The following is a 23226-nucleotide window of genomic DNA, read 5'->3' on the forward strand; positions in this document are numbered from 1 at the left end:
GAGCGGGCTAGGGCTGCGTATTCTACGCTTTCCTTGGTTGGCGTCAAGTGCTTTTAAAAATTTAATTTGCTTTTGTTAAAAGCAAAGAAAATCAAGCTTACTTGTTGCCCTGACTGGGATGCAGCTTCGTTTAAGGAAGACTGGTTTGCCGTGTCAGTGGGTGCGCATTATAGGGAGATTCAGAAAGAGCGCAAGGGATTTTATTAATAAAAGTGTTGTTTTCTTGCCGTTTGTCGATAAAACACCCTGACTAGCCACTTTTTAGGCTTTATAATGCTATAAAACGCCATTTTGAGGACTGTTATTAGTGACTAGCTGGAAAAACTACGGAACATTACGCTCTTATAAAGGAATCGCTCCAGAGCTTAAAGCTAATGTATATATAGATGAGGCGTGCGTACTGGTAGGAGATATCAAACTTGATGATGATGCCAGTATCTGGCCTTTAGTCGCCGCTCGTGGTGATGTTAACCATATTTGTATAGGCAAACGTTCCAACGTTCAGGATGGCAGCGTATTACACGTTACCCGAAAGTCAGATACCAACCCGGATGGAAACCCTCTCCTGATTGGCGACGATGTCACTATCGGTCATAAAGCAATGCTACATGGCTGTACCTTAGGTGACCGTATACTGGTTGGCATGGGCGCCATCATTTTGGATGGTGCGATACTGGAAGATGATGTGATTCTAGGCGCCGGTTCCTTAGTACCTCCAGGGAAAGTGTTAAAGAGCGGCTACCTATATGTCGGAAGTCCTGCCAAACAGGTTCGAAAACTAACCGAAGCTGAACTCGCGTTTCTGCCTCAGTCTGCAGACAACTATGTAAATTTGAAGAACGAATACTTGCGAGAAGTCCAATAGCAAAGGACTAACTATATAAGTAACACTCTTCCCTGCTCATCGAATGCTTCCGATTCGATGAGCGCTTCGATCTCCTCCTCAATATCAAACCGAAACTCTTCAAATAGTGTTAATGCTTTCTCTTTAATATCACTATCACTAGTTTGTAACCGGGTTAACGCTATTTCAGACAGCTTGGTAATTCCGATACGACACTCAATATTTGTTCCCTGCACCTGCGCAGGAAAGACGACAGAGTTTGAGCTAGCATCCCAATCTTGAAGATCCGGAAACAACACACTTTGATTCATAATGCCTCCTTCATTCTACAGCTTAGATCTAAGCGCCTCTAATACCGGTTCTACGCTTGGCTTAACCTTACGCCAAATCGAAAAGCTTTCAGCCGCTTGACCAACCAACATCCCTAAACCATCCAAGGTCAGCTTTGCCCCCTGCTCTTTTGCCCATACATTAAATGGTGTGGGCTCTTTGCCATACATCATATCGTAGCAGACAGTGCCACCATGGATAACAGATCCGGATATATCCGGCAGCTCACCACTTAAACTGGATGAGGTCGAGTTAATCACTATGTCATAGCTTTTATCTGTATGCTCAATTGGCAAGGCACACACGTCACCATAGCCCTTAAAACACTCGGCAAGCCGCTCTGCTTTGCTCTGGGTTCTATTTACAATCGTCAACTTGCCGATGCCTGATTGCAGCAGAGGTAAAGCACTTCCTCTGGCAGCCCCACCAGCACCGATCAGCAAAACGGATAAACCTGACAGCTCTCCAATATGCCTTTTCAGATCTTTAACTAACCCTAGACCATCTGTGTTATCTCCGCGCAATGAGCCATCGGATAAAAGGGTTAAGGTGTTCACCGCACCAGCCAGACGCGCTTGCTCACTCAACTCATCACACAAGTCAAAAGCTTGTTCTTTGAAAGGCACCGTTATATTTGCCCCCTTACCGTTTGCTTTCCAGAACTGGTTCAAACTGGAAGCGAATTCATCAACCGGAGCAAGTATCGCGTCATACTCCATCGTCTGACTTGTCTCCCTTGCAAACAGACCATGGATCAAGGGGGACTTACTATGGGCAATCGGGTTGCCAAAAACGGCATATTTATCAATCATGGTTTATCTCAATTGTTAGCTCTTCACAAAAGTACTATCAGTCTACCCGGGCTACGCTGTTACGCAATTGATTACTCTTCATATCACAGGCGCATTTTGATTTATAAGATTGGTATAATCATGGTTAACATCATCAGCTCGAAATTTTACTATGAACTGGCTCAAAAAAGTTTTTCAGCGTAAACAGCACTCCCAAAAAAACATAAATAGTTCGAGGGACGACAGGCAATCCAACGCTTACGAACTGATCGGTGGCGAACCTGTGATACGCGCTCTGGCTCATCAATTTTACCTACAGATGCAAGAGCAGGGGCGAGCCAGTGAGCTACTCTCAATGCATCAGGCACCAATCGAAGAGTCCGAGCAGAAGTTATTTGAATTCTTAAGCGGTTGGCTGGGCGGCCCGGGGTTATTTGAACAGAAATATGGACATCCTGCGTTACGGGCACGTCATATGCCATTTAAGATAGACAAGGAGATGCGGGACCAATGGTTATTTTGCATGAAACAAGCCATTGAGATAGAGATTGAAGAGGTGGAGCATCAAAACGTTATATTTATGGCGATATCAAGATTAGCCGACAACATGCGTAATCAATAAACAGATATTGCTGATTATTGTTTACCTATACAGCACAAAGAGACGCAAAAATCTCTCGGTTTCAGGAAGTCAGAGTAGAGTGCCGCTTCCGCTGAACCCGCTTCGGGGGGATAGGCATACTGCCAACGGAACCGGTGTCGAAATAGAGCATAGAGATCAATATCGTTCTGGCAACGATTCTGATGCCCATGCATAGAGAGCTCTATTTATCTAAGCCTAACCAATCTCTCGGTTTCAGAAAATCGGTATAGAGTTTAGCTTCAGGTGAGCCCGCTTTAGAGGTATAGGCATACTGCCAACGGAACCGGTGTCGAAATAGAGCATAGAGATCAATATCGTTCTGGTACCGATTCTGATGCCCATGCATAGAGAGCTCTATTTATCTAATCCCAACCAATCTCTCGGTTTCAGAAAATCGGTATAGAGTTTAGCTTCAGGTGAGCCCGCTTCAGGGGTATAGGCGTACTGCCAACGGAACCGGTGTCGAAATAGAGCATAGGCATCAATATCGTTCTGGCAACGATTCTGATGCCCATGCATAGAGAGCTCTATTTATCTAAGCTTAACCAATCTCTCGGTTTCAGAAAGTCAGTATAGAGTTTAGCTTCAGGTGAGCCCCCTTCAGGGGTATAGGCGTACTGCCAACGGACCGGCTTCGAAATAGAGCATAGAGATCAATATCGTTCTGGTACCGATTCTGATGCCCATGCATAGAGAGCTCTATTTATCTAATCCCAACCAATCTCTCGGTTTCAGAAAATCGGTATAGAGTTTAGCTTCAGGTGAGCCCGCTTCAGGGGTATAGGCGTACTGCCAACGGAACCGGTGTCGAAATAGAGCATAGAGATCAATATCATTCTGGTGACGATCTGATATCTATGCCTATAGTGCGTTCTATTTATCTAATCCCAACCAATCTCTCGGTTTCAGAAAATCAGTACAGAGTTTAGCTTCAGGGGTATAGGCGTACTGCCAACGGACCGGCTTCGAAATAGAGCATAGACATCAATATCGTTCTGGCAACGATTCTGATGCCCATACATAGAGAGCTCTATTTATCTAAGCCTAACCAATCTCTCGGTTTCAGAAAATCGGTATAGAGTTTAGCCTCAGGTGAGCCCGCTTCAGGGGTATAGGCGTACTGCCAACGAACAAGCGGCGGCATAGACATCAATATCGATTCGGTTCGCCCACCAGTTTGTAAGCCAAACAGAGTACCTCTGTCATAGACCAGGTTAAACTCAACATAACGTCCACGACGATATAGCTGAAACTCCCGCTCTCTCTCTCCATATTCGGTAGCTTTACGGCGCTCCACAATAGGGGCATATGAAGTTAAGAACCCATTACCGACAGCTTGCATGAAATCGAAGCTTTTCTCGAAGCCACCTTGGTTAAGGTCATCAAAGAATAATCCACCTACACCTCGTGATTCGTTGCGGTGCGGTAAGAAGAAGTACTCATCACACCACTTCTTATATTTAGGGTAGACAGATTCACCAAATGGCAGGCATAGATCATAAGCTTTCTGGTGCCATTCGACCACATCCTCTTCAAACGGATAGTATGGGGTAAGATCGAAGCCTCCACCGAACCACCAAACAGGGTCTGCCCCCTCTTTTTGTGCGATAAAGAATCGAACGTTGGCATGAGTCGTTGGGATATATGGATTATTTGGGTGAATAACTAAAGAAACCCCCATAGCCTCGAAACTGCGACCAGCAAGCTCCGGCCGATGAGCCGTTGCTGATGCCGGCATTGCAGCACCGGTAACATGAGAAAAGTTTACGCCTGCCTGCTCGAATATCTTACCATTGGTCAATACCCGGCTCGTGCCGCCGCCTCCCTCTTCACGCTTCCAGGAGTCGGCTTCAAACATTCCCTCTCCATCTAACTGTTCCAAGCCTACACAGATCCGCTGCTGTAGATCGAGTAAAAAAGCCTTCACGGCACTGGTATCCGGCACAGACATAATAGTCCCTTTTATTATTTATATTTCTATTCTCTAACGTAACACTTTGCCGCTAATTGCATCGATTATTGTCGAGGGCTTACGCTCTTCCCCCAGGGAACCGGCTACCAGAGCATCGATCTCGCCAGCAAATGTAGCGCCAATCTCCGCTGCACTCAGCGCAGGTGGCTCACCGGCATGATTAGCGCTCGTCGAAACCAGTGGTTTCCCCGTTAGCTGACAAAGGGCTTGAATCGTTGGGTGGGAGGAAACCCTGACGGCAATAGAGTTAAAGCTGCCACAGAGCAAATTTGAGATCCCGGGTTTAATCGGCATGATAAAGGTAAAGGGGCCTGGCCACTTAGCAAAGACTCTATCTAACTGCTCATCGGTTAGCTTATCTTCATCAATATAGGGAAGTAGCTGCTTATACTCACTGGCAACCAAAATTAAGCCTTTTTGCCAGGGGCGCCTCTTTAATGCAAGTAATCTGGTTATCGCTTCATCATTATCTGGATCACAGCCTAGCCCATAGACGGCCTCTGTCGGATATGCGACGACGCCCCCCTGCTCAATAATCAGCTGTACCTCGTCCGGAGACTGTTGCAACATAAAAAACCTTAATTTTTCCTCAAGTGATGTAAACACCACCAAGCTCAATGAAGTGAAATTATACAGAACTTGCTAATACAAACACAGCCTAAAGGGCTCTCTTATATTTACACTGCTTTTTCGGACACTCCAGACGAGCACCGGCCGCCCCTTTGCGTTCTACCAGAATACCAAAACCACACTCAGGGCACGACTCATTAACGGGTGGGTAGTTAACCAGAAACTTACATTTAGGATAGCCACTGCAAGCATAAAAACTTTTGCCGAAACGACTAGTTCTGTGCTCAATATGGCCTTTATAACAGATTGGACAAGGGATCTCTTCTCCTGCCACCTCTTGATCCTGCTTTTCGATATGCTTGCACTGCGGATATTGAGTGCAGCCAATAAATATACCAAACCGACCGGATTTCACCGCTAATTCGTGCCCACATTCTGGGCATTCAGACCCCTCAATGACCTGGGTCTCTATCGACTCATGCTGCACAAGCGGTCGGGTATAGTCACAGGTGGGATAGTTGTTACACCCAATGAAACCACCATGTTTGCTGTTTTTTACCGACAGTTCACAGCCACACTTAGGACAAAGCTCAAACTCTTTTTCGAGTGCATGCTCATGGGAACTAAATAACTGTTGATCGATCTTGGACATGGTTATCTCACTTGCAGAAGGTGTTCATATTTTATCAAGCTATGGCAATGCAGGGAAATGGCAATTATATCTAATTAACTTTGGCAATCTGAGAATAAGGCAAGTATATTGTATGCAAAAAAAATAAGGAGTTCTCATGTTTCGCCGTTCTATTATTGCCATTGCCCTTTTCTCGCCCGCGCTCTTGGCGCTAAACGGCTGTAGCAGCCGCCCAGACTTAATAGTAGACCAAACACTTGTGACTCAGGTTGTTCAAACGACACAGGATTCACTTTTTGATGCCGCGAATCCACTGTTAAACAAAAACACCTTCGAGCAGATAAGTTTGGCTTTAGCGACAGTTAAGGAGGCACAACGAGCGGATCATCTTCTTTACTATCTGCGGGCTTTCAGTTATTTCGGCCCGGTTGATGAGCTCGACGAAACGAGTATCGCCTCCCTCACCTTTGGGCTTAACCAGCTAGCAAAGAGTGAACTCTTGCACAACTCATCACGATTGCAGGAGCAGTACGCTGTAACTCTATATCGTTACTACGCCGATAATGAACGCACCATGCAGCTTGCCACGCTCCTGCCCCAACTCGACGCCCAGCTATACTCACTGGGGCAGAGCGACTCAAATCAAGGGAGTGACTATGCTCTATGGGAAACCCTCAGAGCCTATGGTTTGTTGTTGAATAAAGCCAGAAAAGATGCTGATGGTGAACTCAATAAACTACTTGTTAAGCAAGACCTTGCCAGGCCGCTACTTGATTTTGCAGCCTCACCACAAAGCATCAGATCCGGGAGTGACTGGCCCAAAGCCAATGCTTATTGGGCATTAGGCCTCTATCGCTTAACACTGCCAGCCAGTGAGAGTGACGAGCCAACCCAAGCTGAGAGAAAGATAGATGATGCTGTAGCCAAAATAGCCAGGAAAGATATTAAGTTAAGAGGCGATATAGCCAAAGATACTTACACCTTAGGCTATCATGTGAATGCATTTGCGGGTAAAGAGGCGTGTCTGAACAACAGTGATATCTGCCGTATTCCTGAAATAGAGGATATTCTTCCTGTTAAACATTCCTGTTCTGACGGCCTATTTATTCTCGCGCAAGACTTGAATGAGCAGGAGTTGGTGAAAAGCTGCAGTAAACTTACCTCCCAGGAGAGCAACTTCCATCAGGTACTGGAAACCGGGTATCAGCCTACGGCCAATGACTTCAATGATGCACTGCGTGTTGTAGCATTTAAGAACTGGAGCCAATACAACGCATACGGACAGCTTCTCTTCGATATAGACACAGATAACGGTGGCATGTACATCGAAGGCACCCCATCCAAGCCGGGCAATCAGGCTACCTTCTTTGCCTACAGGCAGTTCTGGATCGAGCCCGAGTTCGCTATCTGGAACCTAAACCACGAATACGTACATTACCTCGACGGTCATTTCGTAAAATATGGTGGCTTTGGGCATTTTCCGGAGAAGATGGTCTGGTGGTCTGAAGGATTGGCCGAATATATCTCCAAGGGTAACGATAACCCAAATACTTTAAAGGTTATCAAGAGTGATATAGATAATGCGCCCAGCCTGGAAGAGATTTTCGCAACAGAATATAAAGATGGTCAGGACAGGACATATAAGTGGAGCTATATGGCGGTGCGATTTCTCGTAGAAAACCACCACACCGATTTCGTCCAACTGAGCCATTATTTAAAAACCGACTACTTCGAAGGCTACAATAAGTTGATGGCTGAACTCACCAGCTATCAGGCTGAATTTTCAGAGTGGCTAACAATCCAGGTGAAACAATTTGATGATAGCGAAGAGAGGGCTAAGCCGAGACTACATAAGCAAAACCGTTACGGCTACCGTGATTACCTACAACCAGGTCATTTGGTAAAAGATGATGCTCACAGACATTTTTAGTCTGATGTAGAGAACATCTGGCACCCTGCATTCGGGGATATCTTTATATAGACAAGAGGTCCGTGTACAAAGTCTATTTGTTTCCACCCATGGGCTTCTTATTTACAAAGAGTGACATAAGTGTTCTGACTGCCACGGATGGCGGGAATGCCAATTAATGTACGACTGAATGGACTCAAGAGGTAGAGTAACGCAGGACGCAGTTACCGAGGGAACATTAATGGCCAGACACAAAGTCTATTTGTATCCATCCATGGCAAATAGACATAAGTGTTCCAGACACAAAAAAGGAGGACTGGCCTCCTTTCTTTTATCATCTAAAGAGATACCTAGTATCGATATGAAGTTATGAGTGTAACCGTCCGTCGGGTTGCTCAAAGATCAGATCTTCCATCTGCTCATAAGCAGACTCATTTCCCGGCGCATTAAACAACACCATCAACACAACCCATTTCAGATCTTCCAGGATCAAGCTGGGTTCATCCAGCTCCATGACCCGATCGATCACCATTTCGCGGGTCTCAACACTAAGCACTTTAATCTGCTCCAGAAAAAGCAGAAAACCACGACATTCAACATCAAGCTTATCCATCTCATTCTGAGTATAAATTCGGAAAGAGTGTTGGGCATGATCACAAAGGTAGGGGGTATCTCCCTCCTGAAGCTCGGCTAAATTTTCCAGCCAAGACAATGCCTTAATAATTTCTGACTGATGAAAACCAGCACGGGTGAGCTCCTGTGTGAGCTCATCTTCATCCACTAAGAATTCTACTTCGCTATGAACATAGTTTTCAAATAGATACATGAGGATATCAAACATAACTAGCTCCTCCTTAGTCTTACATAACCACCGGGTACTACAGCGACCCAACCTTGCAGCTCAAGTTCAAGCAATTGCTCTAATACTAACTCTATGGTTTTTCCACTATGCTCAACCACAGCATCAATTGGTGTGGTCTCATAACCAACACTAGCTAACAGTGAGGTAAATGGCAAATCTGAAGCTTTCTCCCCCCCTATATGGTGACGACTTTTCAGTTCTTCAAGGTGGAAATCACATAAAGCTGACACTTCTTCTATTATATCGGCCGCACTCTCGACAAGTTTTGCTCCATCACGCAATAGATCATGACACCCCTGGCTCTGTCCTCCCAATATATTTCCCGGTACCGCAAACACCTCCCTTCCCTGTTCCAGCGCCAACCTGGCCGTAATTAACGAACCACTTTTTCGACAAGCCTCAACCACCAGGGTTCCTAATGTTAGACCGCTGATAATCCTGTTTCGTTTCGGAAAATTTCCTGCATAGGGCCTGACATGGGGCCAAAACTCACTAATTATGGCCCCATGTTCCTCAATTTTATGATAAAGACTCTTATGTCGACGCGGGTAAATAACATCAACACCTGTTCCCAATACTGCAAGGGTTTTCCCGCCACTATCGATACAGGCCTGATGCGCCGCCCCATCGATGCCCGCTGCTAGTCCACTGGACACACACAGGCCCAACTCACTAATCTCAGATGCCAACTGGTAAGCAGACTGCAAACCGCCACTCGTTGCCGCACGGCTTCCGACAACGGCAATACCAGGCAGCAGAAATGTAGCGGGGTCACCTTTTAAGAACAGTACGCCGGGGGGATCTGATATCTGTTTCAATAGACTCGGATAAACCGGATCGTCGAAAGTGACAATGTGGTTCTGTTCAGAGCTTTGCAACCAATCTAAAGCGGAATCCACAAGAGAGAAATCGGGGGCGAGCTGACGCCTGAGCAGACTCTCAGGTAGAGGAAGAGCCTCTTTCTCATGCTCTAACCTTTGCCTGAGCTCCTCTACATCCATGTAATTTAATAATTGTTGAATCCGGGCTGGTCCTAGCCCGGATACTGCACTAACAACCAGCCAATCGACCAGCTTTTCAGTAATTAATCACCTCTTAATCTATTTCCGTCCTACTCAGCACTCAGAAGCGAGGTGGGTTGAATAAGTTTATCGTCAACCCGAACAGGCTTTTCATTAACCATAATTAAGGCAAGGCTGGTTCTATCGAACACCTTAAACACCATCAGTTTACCTCGATAGATATCCGGCATTTTAACCGCGTTACCGGAAGATACACTGGTCAACACACTCTCATAAGTACTGCGATCCTGAGGAAGTACCGGCTGACCATCGCCATTGATGACGATATCGACGCCCTCTCTGAAGATAGAGAAAACATGTCCGGCTTCAACACCATCTTCGCTTCCTCTATCGATATAGACGACATCCAGCTTGCCCATCTCTTTGTTCTTGCTGTCTGAAGCGATGACCGACGCCGGAGTCTCCAGCTTAGCGGCTCTTGGCATAAAATAAGCGGAGAGCAGAGAGTCATCTTCAATCGGTAACACTCGATATCCCGCTTTAGTTTCCCTGAAATTACTCAGCAACCTGACTTTGGAGATCGGGCCTGACTCGACGACACGGCCCGTAGCAGTCAATACTACCTCCTGTCCCAGGGGCTCGCCCTCCTCCTTGCTGACAAACTCACGCCCCTGTGCATACACACCAAATTTATCACCTAAGATAAGCTCGGCTTGAACATAGATAATGTCATCAAGGATATGATATTTAGATTCGCTCTCCCCACCCATAACCATAGGCTGCTGCTCAAACCAATCACCATCGACAACCCTGTTCTGAACTAAAAAGGGGCGAATGAGTGATAGGTCGACCGCCGGAATAGCCCCGTTCTTGGGCATGATCCTTCCTTCAGGGCTTTTGCGTATATGAGGTTTAAGCACTAACCTTGGTTCACCATCGATAAAAACCAGAGTCAGCCTATCACCGGGATAGATAAGATGTGGGTTTGCGATTTGAGGGTTTGCGCCCCATAATTTTGGCCAACGCCAGGGATCATTTAAAAAGTGTTCTGAGATATCCCAAAGTGTGTCTCCCTTCTTTACAACATAAGAATCTGGGTGTCCGGGCTTGAGCGTCAGAGTATCTGCGAACACGAACGAGCAACTTATTATCATTAAACCGAGTAAAATTAGTCGTTTCATGGGGTTTTCCATGCTGTTTGCTCTTTTAATAGAGCTTTTGCTGTTATTGAATGCCGCTAAGGATTAAAATTGACCCATTAGCTAAAGTCAGTATAACCAACTGATAATGATTTGACAGACTTGTTAAGAGTTTATGTATGAGTTTATTAAAAGTTTTACGTTTTCCCGATGAGAGATTACGCACGATTGCGAAGCCTGTAACAGATTTTAACGCTGACCTTCAGGTTCAAATCGATAATATGTTCGAAACCATGTATGAAGAGAAGGGGATCGGACTGGCAGCAACGCAGGTCGATTTTCATCGACAACTGATAGTCATGGATCTACAAGATGAGGTAGAAAGGCCAAAAGTGTTCATCAACATGGAGATAACGGCCCGTGATGGCAGTTGCACCAATGAAGAGGGCTGCCTTTCTGTTCCCGGAATCTATGCCAATGTCGATCGTGCCGAGTCGGTAACGATTAAAGCTTTCGATCGTGATGGCGTCGAGTTCACCTTAGATGCAGATGGACTGTTTGCTATATGCCTGCAACACGAGTTAGATCATCTCAACGGTAAGTTATTTGTCGATTACCTGTCACCGTTGAAGCGACAGCGCATCAAGCAAAAACTGGAGAAAGCAGCCAGACTCGAAGCCAAACAAGGATAAGCCGCACTTGAAACCATTAAACATTATTTTTGCTGGTACTCCAGATTTTGCGGCTCGCCATCTGCAAGCATTGATCGATTCAGAGCACAATATTATCGGTGTCTATTCGCAACCTGACAGACCGGCTGGTCGAGGAAAGAAGTTGCAGGCCAGCCCGGTAAAAAATCTGGCCGTCGAGCATGATATTCCCGTCTTTCAACCTAAGTCTCTGCGTGATGAACAGGCCCAAGCCGAACTGGCCAGCCTGAATGCCGATATCATGGTTGTTGTCGCCTATGGGCTAATCTTGCCAAAAGTGGTGCTGGACACGCCTAAGCTGGGCTGTATCAATGTGCATGGTTCAATCCTGCCCCGCTGGCGTGGAGCGGCCCCGATTCAACGTGCCCTTTGGGCCGGTGACACGGAAACAGGCGTTACCATCATGCAGATGGATATCGGCCTGGATACCGGTGATATGTTATTGAAAACCAAGTTACCGATTGAGGACAGCGACACCTCGGCGAGTCTCTATGAAAAGCTGGCTCAGCAGGGGCCGGACGCCCTGGTTGAGGCGCTCAGCGGACTAGCCAAAGGCGAGTTAACCGCAGAAAAACAGGATGAGTCTCTGGCTAACTATGCAGAGAAGCTCAGCAAAGAGGAAGCCGAGCTTGACTGGAATAAGTCGGCAGTCGAACTTTGGCGGGAAATAAGAGCATTCAATCCCTGGCCTGTCAGCCACTTCTCTCATCAGGATGCCAGCATCAAGGTCAGAGAGTCAGAAGTCAGTAGCTCAAGCAGCAAAGCAGCACCGGGCACGATTATCTCTGCCGGTAAACAGGGTATAGAGATCGCAACAGGTGACGGTGTGCTAACCCTGCTTAACATGCAGCTGCCAGGTAAGAAGCCACTAAGTGTCGCCGATATTTTGAACTCCCGCGGGGAGTGGTTTACCCCGGGCACACTCTTGAATAGTAAAACGCTAACGGCAAAAGAGGCTGAGTAACATGAATTTGCGAGCATTAGCGGCCAAGGTCGTATTTCAGGTGTTGGAAAAAGGCGTCTCCCTGTCGGTTGCCTTGCCGGATCAGCAGAAACATCTCGAAAGCGGTAAAGATAAGGCACTGCTGGCAGAGCTCTGCTACGGTGTAATGCGTCAGCTACCACAGCTCGATAAGCTGGTCAGCGACTGTATGAGCAAGCCACTGAAAGGTAAGCAAAGGATCCTTCACCAGCTACTGCTCATCGGTTGCTATCAGCTCTATTTCACCCGCATTCCCAGCCATGCAGCGATCTCGGAAACAGCCGAAGCTTGCCGACAGCTAAAATTTGAAGGCTTGGTAAAAGTGGTCAATGGCGTGCTGCGCACGATTCAGCGTCAGGAGAAGCCACTGCCAACCGACAACGATACACTGGCCTTTAACACTCCAGCCTGGATAGTCAAACGACTCAAGGCGGCTTACCCTGAAAACTGGCGGGAGCTCATCGAACAGAGCCATCAACGACCACCTATGTGGCTTCGCAACAACAGGTTGTCTCAACCCCGTGAAGCGTACCTGGCCTCGCTTGCCGAAGTTGGAGTCGAAGCATCACCGGGGAAAAGCAGTGATGCTATCCTGCTCGAAAGCCCTAAAGATGTGATGCAACTTCCCGGGTTTGAACAGGGGGCAGCCTCGGTCCAGGATGGCGCAGCACAATGGGCTGCGAGCCTGCTCGCACCGGTAGACGGAGAGTTGGTGCTCGATGCTTGTGCGGCTCCCGGCGGTAAAACCTGCCACCTGTTAGAGCAGGCAAACATTGACTTAGTTGCCGTCGACTTTGACGCCAAACGTCTTGAGCGGGTCCAGCAAAACCTGGATCGTCTCTCCCTCAATGCAAAGTTGATCCACGGCGACGCCGCCGATATCGACTCCTGGTGGCAGGGTGACAAGTTTGATCGCATCCTACTCGATGCCCCGTGCTCGGCAACGGGGGTTATCCGTCGTCATCCGGATATCAAGTGGCTGAGAAAGCAGGCCGATATCGATGAACTGGCTTCGCTGCAGAGTAAAATATTGGATCACTGCTGGCAGTGGCTCAAACCCGGTGGCACACTGCTCTACGCAACCTGCTCTATTCTTCCGCAGGAAAACGCTCAGCAGATCCGTGCATTTTTAGATAGGGCCGATGACGCAACCCTGGTACCAATCGATCAACAGAACCATCCGGATGACATCGGATGGCAGATCACCCCCGGATTGGAAAACATGGACGGATTTTACTACGCACGCCTGGTAAAGGGATAAAGCAAAGCCATGAAGATTATCATTTTAGGTGCAGGTCAGGTTGGTGGTACGTTAGCCGAAAACTTAGTTGGTGAGAATAACGACATCACTATCGTCGATAACGACAGGAGTCGATTACGCTCACTGCAGGACAAGTATGACCTGCGCGTCGTGTTCGGTCATGGCGCTCATCCCAATGTGTTGAAAGAGGCCGGCGCCGAAGATGCCGATATGCTGATCGCCGTCACCAACAGTGATGAGTGCAACATGTCTGCCTGTCAGATGGCCTATTCGCTTTTCGGTACGCCAACCAAGATTGCCAGGATCCGCTCCGAGCAATACCTGGCCCTGAGGGATAAACTGTTTATCACCACCGAAACCAAGCAAAATGATAATAGTCCTCGTGGCGGCTTTATTATTGATGAGTTGATCGCACCGGAGCAGTTGGTTACAGCCTACATTCGCCGGCTGGTCGAATATCCCGGTGCACTTCAGGTGCTCGAGTTTGCCGAAGGACGATTAAGCCTGGTTGCCGTACGTGCCTACTATGGTGGCCCCCTGGTCGGCAATGCACTGGCCGCGCTTCGTGAGCATATGCCGAATATTGATACCCGGGTAGCCGCAATCTTCAGGCAGGGGCGCCCAATCATGCCCCGCGGAACCACAATTATTGAAGCAGATGATGAGGTCTTCTTCGTCGCCGACAGCCGCCACGTCAGAGCGGTCATGAGTGAGATGCAGAAGCTGGATAACTCATACCGAAACATCATGATAGCCGGCGGTGGTAACATTGGTTTCGGGCTGGCTCAACAGTTACAGCGTAACCACGCGGTAAAACTGGTTGAACATAGACAAGAGCGCGCCGAAGAGCTGTCAGAAAAACTGGAAAACACCACAGTATTTTGCGGAGACGCCTCGGATCAAGAGCTACTTATTGAAGAGCATATCGATCAAACCGACGTATTTATAGCGGTGACCAATGACGATGAAGCCAATATCATGGCCGCACTGCTTGCAAAGCGCATGGGTGCTAAGAAGGTGATGGTATTAATCCAGCGCGAAGCCTATGTAGATATCGTACAGGAGGCTAATATCGATATCGCCATATCTCCACAACAAGCCACTATCTCGGCACTGCTCACCCACATTCGTCAGGGTGATATCTGCAATGTTTACTCACTCAGGCGCGGCGCTGCCGAAGCCATCGAGGCGATTGCACATGGTGACTCTAAAACGTCTAAGGTGGTCGGTAAACAGATTGGCAATATCAAGTTACCCCCCGGAACTACCATTGGTGCAATCGTCCGTGACGAAGAGGTATTGATGGCCCATGACAAAACCGTCATAGAGCAAGGCGATCATGTCATTCTCTTCCTGGTAAACAAGAAGTTTATCGGAGAAGTCGAAAAGTTGTTCCAACCAAGTGCATTCTTCTTCTAGTACTTCATCGTCAATCGACATGTTTCAAAGGGTTGAGTCGTTATGCTGAATCTTCGACCTCTGCTGTTTATTCTGGGCATATTTCTGTCGACACTGACTGTATTTATGTTTATCCCCCTTTTCTTCGCCCTGTTTTATGGCGAAGAGACTGTGGGTGCCTTTATGATAGCTTCGCTGGTCACCGGAACATGCGCCAGTGCCTGCATGCACCAGGGACGAGGGTATCAACTCCATCTCAATATCCGTGATATGTTTCTGTTAACCAGCTTAACCTGGTTGATCGTGAGCTTCTTTGCCGCAATGCCTTTCACCCTCTATCACGGCATCAACTATACAGACGCATTTTTTGAAACCATGTCCGGCATAACGACCACTGGCTCGACCGTTTTGTCTGGCCTGGACAAGATGGATCACAGCATTTTGATATGGCGGTCTCTGCTTCAATGGATGGGCGGTATAGGCTTTATCGTGATGGCCGTTGCGGTTCTTCCCTTCCTTAACGTGGGTGGCATGAGGCTGTTCAGAACCGAATCATCGGATTGGAGCGATAAGGCCATCCCCCGCACACAGGATATGGCGAAACACCTCTTCTATATCTATATCTTGCTGACGGTCTGCTGTGGTCTCGCCTACCACTGGGCGGGGATGAACTGGTTTGAGGCTATCAATCACTCGATGACAACACTGTCGACCGGGGGCTACTCCACCTCTGACAGCTCTATGGCAGCCTTTTCCAATCAGGCACACTGGGTAGGCACCATCTTTATGGCCGCCGGTGGTTTACCGCTATTAATATTCGTCAACTGTATTCAACATAGATCCCTGTTGGTTTGGAACGACGCTCAGGTTAAAGGTTTTCTGTTATTTATATTGACCGTCTCTCTCTGCCTGGCCCTATGGCTATGGATGGGTCATGAGATGACGCCGATAGATGCACTTCGCCTGGCCAGCTTCAACGTAGTGTCTGTGGTGACCACCACAGGTTATGGGCTCACCGACTACACCGCCTGGGGGGCGCTTGCCAACGTCGCCTTCCTGTTTCTGATGTTTGCCGGCAGCTGCTCCGGCTCTACATCCGGCGGTATCAAAATTTTCCGTTTTCAGATAGCCATCGCAATTATGCGTGAACAACTCAAGCAGCAGTTTCACCCTAATGGCGTATTTAAAGAGCGCTACAACAACAGGGTGATAAGCGAAGATATTGTCCGCTCGCTGGTCACCTTCGTGCTGCTGTTTATGCTGGTTATCGTCGTGCTCTCGGTCATCCTGGTGATGACAGGCCTCGATCCCACCACCAGTTTTACCGGCGCCGTAACGGCAGTCACCAATGTCGGCCCCGGACTTGGTCACACTATCGGACCGGCGGGTAACTTCTCCACCCTGCCCGATGTTGCCAAATGGGCGCTGGCGATCGGCATGCTGTTAGGTCGATTGGAGATCCTGACGGTAGCTGTGCTGTTTCATCCTGGCTTTTGGAAATATTAGCTGGAAATATTAGCTGGAAATATTAGCGGAAATACTAGTTCGAAGTATTAATGTCGATTTTTACTTTGACTCATTTGGCTGATTTTGTATTTGGTCGTTTTATGGGACACCATAACCCCGATGTGATCTATAGCCTGCGGCCTGTGCCGTGCAGGGATGCACAAATGTCGTGGTGGCAGGATGCCAATAAACGACCTGAATGTGTAAACACTTCTGTGACACGCCGCGAGCACAATCCCTGTGGGCTCTACGACAGCATCCCTGCTGTCGAAAGTCACAGCCGCGTTCACACCTGGGTGTTTTCTCTCCGATGTAGATTCACTTTTTGAACACCGGCACACACTGTCAGCGTCCGTCCGTGTCACAAAAAATCACAAGTGCATGGTTTAACCCTATGTAACTATGAATTAAATTCCCTTTAGGTTTTACGATACTTTGAGAAAAACTGGTATAAGCCCCAATAAAAAATACTGTAGCTGATAACACCGACAAAACGCCCCATTGCCGATGGCAAACTCCCCCCAATATCTGAGGTATAAGTGAAGAACGGCTCACCAACCCAAGAGATTGGCAAGAAAAAAACAATTTCAACAGCTAGAGGAATTAATCCCCATTCAACATTATTTTCTAGCGCCCATAAAATATATGGAAAGCTTACTATTACTAACCAATATATAAATGCTCTCATGTTACCTCTCGAAGTTAACTACTAAGCTTTTATATTCATTACCCCATATATAGATAAAAGCTTAGTAGTTAATTCGGCCACTATATCGATAACAACAGGAAGCATGAAAGAACTATAAAAGTGTCCCTGCAAGTTAGACTTAACGTCAAGGTTTCCAGTGTCCTCAATAGGCCGTAAACAGCTCCTCCTCTGAGCCATGCTCTGGGAGAAAACTAGCCTCAGAAGTTTGCCGCACAACATGAAAAAATTAATAGCAAATCCGCTGGAGAGACATGCTTTTGAGAAATGAGTAAAAAACCTAGCAATAAAGCCTAATCGAAGAGATAAAATAACCCGGTGTAGATGCGGCTGCGGACGTTGATGGCATGGATGCCATCGTCGAGCCCACATGGAAGTGCTTGCGGCGTTTCGCAGAAGTATCTGCACATCCCCCGCTGGGAAGCGATAAACAAAAATGGAAGTGTGACTTTCAAACACAACTTCCAATACCAACTCAGCGAGAAGCTAAATCAGAAAATGCAATCAGCCTTCATTCGAAGGCTGACTATCAATACAAAGCTGAACCTTAGTCAGCCAGACTAACCAAGTGATCGGCGTAGACCTTAACATCATCCCAGTCGGTGTAATCGATGACGGTTTTTGGATCCGTCGGACCATCGGTCATCTTCATGATCAACTGAATCGCCAACCTGTCCCACCAGCGCCAGGATGGGTAATCGACCTTACCGGCAATCACTTTGACATCTTTGGGTTTCCAGGGAGATAGTTCGATAAACTTCTGCAGGTACTTATTGTTTTCAGGCACCCGCTTTTCAGGCTTACGCGCAACGACGTTAACGCTGTAAAAGCTGCTCGGCTTCTCGCTCAGTGCGGCTTGGTGTTTAGTGGTAAACTCGAAGACACTCTTGTCGTAAGTGCCGTACATAACACAGGCTCCCAGAGCGACACAGTCATAGCTGGACCAGTCCACGCCCTCTTTCACCGCCTCACTGATATGCATAACTGCACATTTATTGCCGCCACTCTCAATATGTTCAGCAATGGCTCGGCTGATCTTAGCGGTATGACCGCCTTTAGAGTAATAAAGTACTAGAACTGATTTCATCGATATACCCGGTTAATATTCTGATATCTACATCTATTGTTACAGTAAGTCCGTTAATAAACAGGATAATTGATCACAAATTAGCTCTACCTCATATAATTTAAAGTAAAAATTGAGATCCGTGCTATCGCTCAGTATTATTGTTTTTATGAACCAACTCAATTAGAATAAACTAATCAAAGGCAAGAAGTGAGTAACCGTATGCAAAAAGATATAGATGTAGATGCAATGGTAACCAATGCTGAGAGCGCAGCAAAATGGCTGAAGGCGATCGCCAATCCCTACCGCTTGATGATTTTGTGCTTATTACTCGACAATGAGTATAGTGTTACTGAGCTAAATGAAACGGTTCCTCTAAGCCAGTCTGCTCTTTCTCAGCATCTTGCCGTGCTCCGGGCCCAGGACCTGGTATCTACCAGAAAAAGCTCACAGGTTGTCTACTACAAGCTTAAGAATGAGCAGGTCACCAAGATCATCTCTATCTTACACAGCCAGTACTGCGCTAATTAATCTCTCGATGTAGGATGATTTAGTGTAAAAAAGCCTGCAAATGCAGGCATTTTCGGTGTTATGTCAGAGATAGGGGAACAGGGCCGATACTCCAGAGCGGCTACTGCTCACTGAAAGCCTTAGCAAACTCTTTCACCTGCTCCCAGTCTGTAAACTCATAGGTACCACTGGTATCAGTTGGTCCCTTTGTGATCCACATGATAAGACGAATCATAGTCTTGTCGAAGAAGCGATAGCTTGGATAATCGATCTTTCCGGCAAATACCGCTAACTGTTGCGGCTTCCAGAGTGATAGCTCCAGGAACTTCTTCATATAGGGGTTTGTTTCGGGCGTATTCTTCTCAGGCTTTCTTGCGACCACATTCACGGTGAAAAACGCATTCCGTTTAGCACTCAGCACGGCGTGATGGCGATTAATGTACTGATAAAGTTCCGGCCTGTGCTTGCCGTAACGAATACTGGCACCGATCAATATCTTATCGAAGTTGGCTAAATTCAGTAGCTTAGCCTCCTCCAGCGAAGCCAGAGTCACACTGTCACCCGCATCTTCACTGACCCCCTGAACAAGCTCGCAAATCGATTTCGTCTGACCATCTACAGTAGAGTAAATTATTAATGTATTGCTCATCAGGCTTCCAAAGTTAAGTTGGCATTGATTGTACAAGGGAAAGGCACTCGGCCCGCCCACCTTTGATAACACTTCACATCTGAGTGAAAGGTTAGGTTTTCCAGAATGTCGGTGTAAACAGAACCAGCAAGGTAAACACCTCGAGTCGACCAAACAGCATGGCAATCAGCAGTACCCATTTAGCCCCATCGCCTATGCTGGCATAGTTACTGGCAACCTCTCCAAGGCCGGGGCCTAAGTTGTTCAGGCAGGCAGCCGTGGCACTGAATGCCGTGATATTATCCATTCCCATCGCCATCAAAGCCAGCATACAGATAACGAAAACCAAGGCGTAAGCGGAGAAGAATCCCCATACCGCATCGATAACACGCTCCGGTAACGCCTTATTCCCTATGCGGATAGAGAACATGCCTCTTGGGTGTACCAGGCGCTTCAACTCACGGGAACCTTGCTTCAAGAGCAAGATCATTCGCATCACCTTGATACCGCCGGCGGTCGAGCCGCCACAGCCACCTATGAAGCTGGAGAAGATGAGTAACATAGGCAGGAAGAGCGGCCATACATGGAAGCTCTCGGTACCGAAGCCTGCGGTGGTGGATATTGAAACCGCCTGAAACAGAGCGAAGTCCAACGTCTCCTCCGGTGAGTCATAGATACCCGAGTGGTAGAGTGTCGCAAAGCAGATCCCCGTCAACACCAGCTGCACAAGGATTAAAGCCTTAAACTCGGCGTCCCTGAAGTAGACCCTGAGATTGATCCCACGGCGAGTGAAAGCGGTAAAATGGAGACTGAAGTTGAGTGCAGCAATAAGCAGGAACACCACACACACCATGTTAATAGCGGTACTATCGAAGTAGCCCATGCTGGCGTCGTGGGTAGAGAAGCCACCTATGGCTATGGTCGAGAATGAGTGACAGATAGCATCAAACATATCCATGCCGGCAACCCAGTAGGCAAACGCACAGGCTATGGTTAATGCAAAGTAGATATACCAAAGTGCCTTAGCCGTCTCAGCAATTCTCGGCGTCATCTTACTGTCTTTTACGGGGCCAGGCATTTCTGCGCGATAGAGCTGCATCCCCCCGATACCCAACACAGGTAATATGGCCACGGCCAATACAATGATTCCCATGCCGCCTAACCATTGCAGCAGATGACGATAAAACAAAATCGCTTTAGGAAGTGAATCGAGCCCAACAATCACTGTCGCACCTGTGGTTGTCAGCGCCGAAAATGACTCGAAGAAGCTATCGGTCATGCTCAGATCGGGTTGATCCGAAAAAATAAATGGCACGGCACCGATTGAACCCAACACCCCCCAGAAAAGCACGACGAGCAGGAAACCTTCACGGGTACGCAGATCTTTGTTGTGCTTCCTGTTTGGATACCAAAGAATAAATCCAAGGAAAAGGCTGAGTGTGAAGGCCTGAATAAATGCCGTTCCGCCACCATCTTTATAGATCACCGCCACCAGAGCCGGAGGAAGTAGTGACAGGGAGAACAACCCCATCAAGAGGCCTGTTATTCTTATTATTGTTCTATATTGCATTAAACTATTCTGTCTTCCCTAAGTTTGCACACCTTGTGCTTTACTATTTTCGCACAAATGGTTAACGCACAACAGCATTGACGTTCTATCGAACAAGATAGTCGCACCGGCTCTCATCTTATCCCCGATTAACTCTTAAACTTTGCCGACAATACTCCCTGACTCATGGTGGCTAAACCAAGGTTCAAGGCTTGCTGATGACGCCTGGGGATCTCAAACCTGAGTGTCACCTTTTCAGCAAAATCTCTGTCATCGACAATCGCATCATACTGGCTCAGCAGATACTCAACATCTTTTAACTGGCTATACTCACATACCAGTGAGCCCGGATACCTAATCAGTTTCAACTCGGTCTGCAGTTGAGCCAGCCCCTGTTTAATGCCCGAACTATAAGCCCTGACCAAGCCACCTACACCCAATTTAGTGCCGCCGAAATAGCGTACAACAATGGCACCTATCTCTCCGATATTGGCCCCCTGCAGCGTTGCCAACATGGGCCGACCTGCACTTCCGGCTGGCTCACCGTCATCACTGGAGCCAATAGCAATACTATTTTCCGGCTCAGCTGCGACATAGGCATAACAGTAATGGTTTGCTCCCGGGAACTCCCCCCTGACGTTAGTGAGTACACACTTCAACTCTTCATATGAGTGACAGTGGAACAACACAGTGATAAAGCGGCTATGCTTAATCTCCTCCTCAATCACCAGCTCAGCCGCTGGAACCTGATAGCTATCGGTCAACCTTTACCTCTTACCACAACAAACATGAGCCATGTACCAAACAGGGCTCAGACTAATCCAAACCCAAATCACGGGTCATATTCTCATTTCTGTCACTATGTACGATGACATTATCTTCGATGCGGATCCCGCCAAACGGACGCAATAGATCGACTTTATTCCAGTTCACCTGGTGTTGACGCTTATCCTGTTTCAGCTCCTGAAGCAGTGAGTCGATAATATACAGGCCCGGTTCGATAGTGAGCACCTGATTAGCTGCCAGTGTCCGAGTACAACGCAAAAATGGATGAGCATCGGGTGCTGCGATATGTGTCCCCCGCTCATCATGAAGGAAGCCTCCCATATCGTGGACCTGTAACCCTAGCATGTGTCCCAAACCGTGAGGAAAGAAAGCGCTGGTGATCCCCTGCTCTATCAGGCCTTCACTCTCTCCGGTCGCGATATCAAAATCGACAAGTATTTGAGCCAGCTTCTGATGCGTCGCAATATGAAGATCAACATACTTTACACCTGGGCGCATCATGTCGATGATCTCAAGTTGTGCCCGATCCATTGCCAGAATCAATTCTCCGAAGGTATTCTTCTCAAAAGCATAGGTTCTGGTGATATCAGAGGCGTAGCCGAAGAAGTTTGCACCTGCGTCTATAAGAAAAGAGCGACGCTGCCCGGGAGATTGATGCTCCAGCTTTGTGTAATGCAGTATCGATGCATTACGGTTCAGAGCGATAATGTTACTATATGGGACCTCATTCTCCCCCTGATTTGTTGCCATCAAGTACTGCTGCTGGATCTCAAACTCTGAGCCACCATTATAGAATGCATCTTTAGCCGCAATATGCCCCCTGACCGCAATCTCATTAGACTTGCGCATGCAGTCCAACTCATATTCAGTCTTAGTCGCACGGTGATAATGAAGGTAACTCATTACAGCGTCCGGATTTCGGGTTTTAAAACCAAGCACTTCGGCAACATCCAGGTGCTCACCAATATAGGCCCAATCCGCGATCTCTTTTGGCAGCAGGTCGGCAACCTTATCGGCTTTTGTCAGCAACTTTATATCGACATGGGTTGTCCAGAAATCATCGGGTAGCTCGGCAACCTTATGCCAGAAATCCACAGGACGGTAGAAGATAAGTTGGGGCTTGTCGTGCCCGTTAACCAGTAACCAACAGTGAGGGTTATCCAGGATCGGCAGCCAGGCTTTGAAGTGCGGATTAACCTTAAAGGGATAATCCATATCATCGAGAAATTGCCTGTGAGGTTGTCCCGAGTGAATTACCAGTCCCGATAAGTTTTCACGAGCCACAATCTCTGCAACTCTATGATTTAACTCTGCCACATGAGCATGAAAATGTTTAGCCAGCTGATCCATGAGCCATTCCCTGTAGATAGTTTTCTTATAGCTCAAATTGTTAAGTATATAGACGCACAGT

General features: G+C 47.4%; 23 protein-coding genes and 3 pseudogenes. 9 read left to right on the forward strand and 17 right to left on the reverse strand.

Annotated elements, in window-relative coordinates:
* The first annotated feature begins 307 nt into the window (after nt 1-307).
* A complete protein-coding gene (locus Q1B47_RS17590; protein WP_299796532.1) occupies nt 308-865 on the forward strand; it encodes a gamma carbonic anhydrase family protein in 558 nt (185 codons plus the stop codon).
* An 11-nt stretch (nt 866-876) separates the two neighbouring features.
* On the opposite strand, the gene Q1B47_RS17595 is transcribed toward Q1B47_RS17590, so the two are convergent.
* A complete protein-coding gene (locus tag Q1B47_RS17595) occupies nt 877-1155 on the reverse strand; it encodes a DUF1488 domain-containing protein (RefSeq protein WP_299796535.1) in 279 nt (92 codons plus the stop codon).
* Nucleotides 1156-1170: 15 nt separating this feature from the next.
* Nucleotides 1171-1986 (reverse strand): shikimate dehydrogenase, encoded by an 816-nt coding sequence (aroE, locus tag Q1B47_RS17600; RefSeq protein WP_299796538.1) that lies wholly within the window; start codon nt 1984-1986, stop codon nt 1171-1173.
* A 151-nt stretch (nt 1987-2137) separates the two neighbouring features.
* On the opposite strand from aroE, the gene Q1B47_RS17605 reads away from it, so the two are divergent.
* Complete coding sequence (locus Q1B47_RS17605) at nt 2138-2587, forward strand: group II truncated hemoglobin (RefSeq protein ID WP_299796541.1); 450 nt, start codon at nt 2138-2140, stop codon at nt 2585-2587.
* A gap of 548 nt (nt 2588-3135) precedes the next feature.
* On the opposite strand, the pseudogene Q1B47_RS17610 reads toward Q1B47_RS17605, so the two are convergent.
* The 6 genes and pseudogenes from Q1B47_RS17610 to Q1B47_RS17630 all read right to left on the reverse strand — a co-directional run.
* Nucleotides 3136-3292, reverse strand: a pseudogene (locus Q1B47_RS17610) (coproporphyrinogen III oxidase); the annotation flags it as partial.
* A 15-nt stretch (nt 3293-3307) separates the two neighbouring features.
* Nucleotides 3308-3406 (reverse strand): annotated as a pseudogene (locus tag Q1B47_RS17615) (coproporphyrinogen III oxidase); the annotation flags it as partial.
* A gap of 75 nt (nt 3407-3481) precedes the next feature.
* Nucleotides 3482-3568, reverse strand: a pseudogene (locus tag Q1B47_RS22010) (coproporphyrinogen III oxidase); the annotation flags it as partial.
* Nucleotides 3569-3638: 70 nt separating this feature from the next.
* Complete coding sequence (gene hemF / locus Q1B47_RS17620) at nt 3639-4559, reverse strand: oxygen-dependent coproporphyrinogen oxidase (RefSeq protein ID WP_299796544.1); 921 nt, start codon at nt 4557-4559, stop codon at nt 3639-3641.
* Between the two features lie 33 nt (nt 4560-4592).
* Nucleotides 4593-5150, reverse strand: coding sequence for an L-threonylcarbamoyladenylate synthase (locus tag Q1B47_RS17625; protein WP_299796547.1), 558 nt, complete (start codon nt 5148-5150; stop codon nt 4593-4595).
* Nucleotides 5151-5238: 88 nt separating this feature from the next.
* Complete coding sequence (locus Q1B47_RS17630; protein WP_299796548.1) at nt 5239-5802, reverse strand: topoisomerase DNA-binding C4 zinc finger domain-containing protein; 564 nt, start codon at nt 5800-5802, stop codon at nt 5239-5241.
* A 136-nt stretch (nt 5803-5938) separates the two neighbouring features.
* On the opposite strand from Q1B47_RS17630, the gene Q1B47_RS17635 reads away from it, so the two are divergent.
* Nucleotides 5939-7711: a collagenase gene (locus Q1B47_RS17635; RefSeq protein ID WP_299796551.1), complete on the forward strand. Its 1773-nt coding sequence runs from the start codon at nt 5939-5941 to the stop codon at nt 7709-7711.
* A 346-nt stretch (nt 7712-8057) separates the two neighbouring features.
* Here Q1B47_RS17635 and Q1B47_RS17640 read toward each other — a convergent pair whose 3' ends face one another.
* The 3 genes from Q1B47_RS17640 to Q1B47_RS17650 form a co-directional block, all read right to left on the reverse strand.
* Nucleotides 8058-8531 (reverse strand): DUF494 family protein, encoded by a 474-nt coding sequence (locus tag Q1B47_RS17640; protein ID WP_299796554.1) that lies wholly within the window; start codon nt 8529-8531, stop codon nt 8058-8060.
* Between the two features lie 2 nt (nt 8532-8533).
* On the reverse strand, nt 8534-9553 hold the full coding sequence (gene dprA, locus Q1B47_RS17645) for a DNA-processing protein DprA (RefSeq protein ID WP_299796557.1): 1020 nt from the start codon (nt 9551-9553) through the stop codon (nt 8534-8536).
* A 110-nt stretch (nt 9554-9663) separates the two neighbouring features.
* A complete protein-coding gene (locus Q1B47_RS17650; protein ID WP_299796560.1) occupies nt 9664-10767 on the reverse strand; it encodes a LysM peptidoglycan-binding domain-containing protein in 1104 nt (367 codons plus the stop codon).
* Nucleotides 10768-10892: 125 nt separating this feature from the next.
* On the opposite strand from Q1B47_RS17650, the gene def reads away from it, so the two are divergent.
* The 5 genes from def to Q1B47_RS17675 are packed head-to-tail and all read left to right on the forward strand — an operon-like array spanning nt 10893 to nt 16570.
* A complete protein-coding gene (def, locus tag Q1B47_RS17655; protein ID WP_299796563.1) occupies nt 10893-11405 on the forward strand; it encodes a peptide deformylase in 513 nt (170 codons plus the stop codon).
* A 7-nt stretch (nt 11406-11412) separates the two neighbouring features.
* Complete coding sequence (gene fmt / locus Q1B47_RS17660; protein ID WP_299796566.1) at nt 11413-12387, forward strand: methionyl-tRNA formyltransferase; 975 nt, start codon at nt 11413-11415, stop codon at nt 12385-12387.
* Nucleotide 12388: 1 nt separating this feature from the next.
* Nucleotides 12389-13666 carry a 16S rRNA (cytosine(967)-C(5))-methyltransferase RsmB gene (rsmB, locus tag Q1B47_RS17665; RefSeq protein ID WP_299796569.1) on the forward strand — a complete coding sequence of 426 codons (1278 nt, stop codon included), beginning with the start codon at nt 12389-12391 and terminating at the stop codon, nt 13664-13666.
* 9 nt (nt 13667-13675) lie between these two features.
* Nucleotides 13676-15085: a Trk system potassium transporter TrkA gene (gene trkA, locus Q1B47_RS17670; protein ID WP_299796572.1), complete on the forward strand. Its 1410-nt coding sequence runs from the start codon at nt 13676-13678 to the stop codon at nt 15083-15085.
* A 42-nt stretch (nt 15086-15127) separates the two neighbouring features.
* Nucleotides 15128-16570 carry a TrkH family potassium uptake protein gene (locus tag Q1B47_RS17675; protein ID WP_299796575.1) on the forward strand — a complete coding sequence of 481 codons (1443 nt, stop codon included), beginning with the start codon at nt 15128-15130 and terminating at the stop codon, nt 16568-16570.
* Nucleotides 16571-16988: 418 nt separating this feature from the next.
* Here the strand turns inward: Q1B47_RS17675 and Q1B47_RS17680 are convergent, their stop codons facing one another.
* Nucleotides 16989-17258, reverse strand: a complete 270-nt coding sequence (locus tag Q1B47_RS17680; RefSeq protein WP_299796577.1) for a hypothetical protein — start codon at nt 17256-17258, stop codon at nt 16989-16991.
* Nucleotides 17259-17823: 565 nt separating this feature from the next.
* Complete coding sequence (gene hemG / locus Q1B47_RS17685; protein ID WP_299796580.1) at nt 17824-18363, reverse strand: menaquinone-dependent protoporphyrinogen IX dehydrogenase; 540 nt, start codon at nt 18361-18363, stop codon at nt 17824-17826.
* 201 nt (nt 18364-18564) lie between these two features.
* Between hemG (Q1B47_RS17685) and Q1B47_RS17690 the strand changes: the two genes are divergently transcribed.
* Nucleotides 18565-18873, forward strand: coding sequence for a metalloregulator ArsR/SmtB family transcription factor (locus Q1B47_RS17690; protein ID WP_299796582.1), 309 nt, complete (start codon nt 18565-18567; stop codon nt 18871-18873).
* 100 nt (nt 18874-18973) lie between these two features.
* Here Q1B47_RS17690 and hemG (Q1B47_RS17695) read toward each other — a convergent pair whose 3' ends face one another.
* From hemG (Q1B47_RS17695) to pepQ, 4 genes are all read right to left on the reverse strand, one after another.
* Complete coding sequence (hemG, locus tag Q1B47_RS17695) at nt 18974-19501, reverse strand: menaquinone-dependent protoporphyrinogen IX dehydrogenase (RefSeq protein ID WP_299796585.1); 528 nt, start codon at nt 19499-19501, stop codon at nt 18974-18976.
* Between the two features lie 91 nt (nt 19502-19592).
* On the reverse strand, nt 19593-21050 hold the full coding sequence (locus Q1B47_RS17700; protein ID WP_299796588.1) for a TrkH family potassium uptake protein: 1458 nt from the start codon (nt 21048-21050) through the stop codon (nt 19593-19595).
* A gap of 128 nt (nt 21051-21178) precedes the next feature.
* Complete coding sequence (locus Q1B47_RS17705) at nt 21179-21793, reverse strand: YigZ family protein (RefSeq protein ID WP_299796590.1); 615 nt, start codon at nt 21791-21793, stop codon at nt 21179-21181.
* Nucleotides 21794-21845: 52 nt separating this feature from the next.
* Entirely contained in the window at nt 21846-23165 is a 1320-nt protein-coding gene (gene pepQ, locus Q1B47_RS17710) for a Xaa-Pro dipeptidase (protein ID WP_299796593.1), read from the reverse strand.
* Nucleotides 23166-23226: the final 61 nt, after the last annotated feature.

The organism is uncultured Shewanella sp. (assembly GCF_947501225.1).
GTDB lineage: Bacteria > Pseudomonadota > Gammaproteobacteria > Enterobacterales > Shewanellaceae > Shewanella.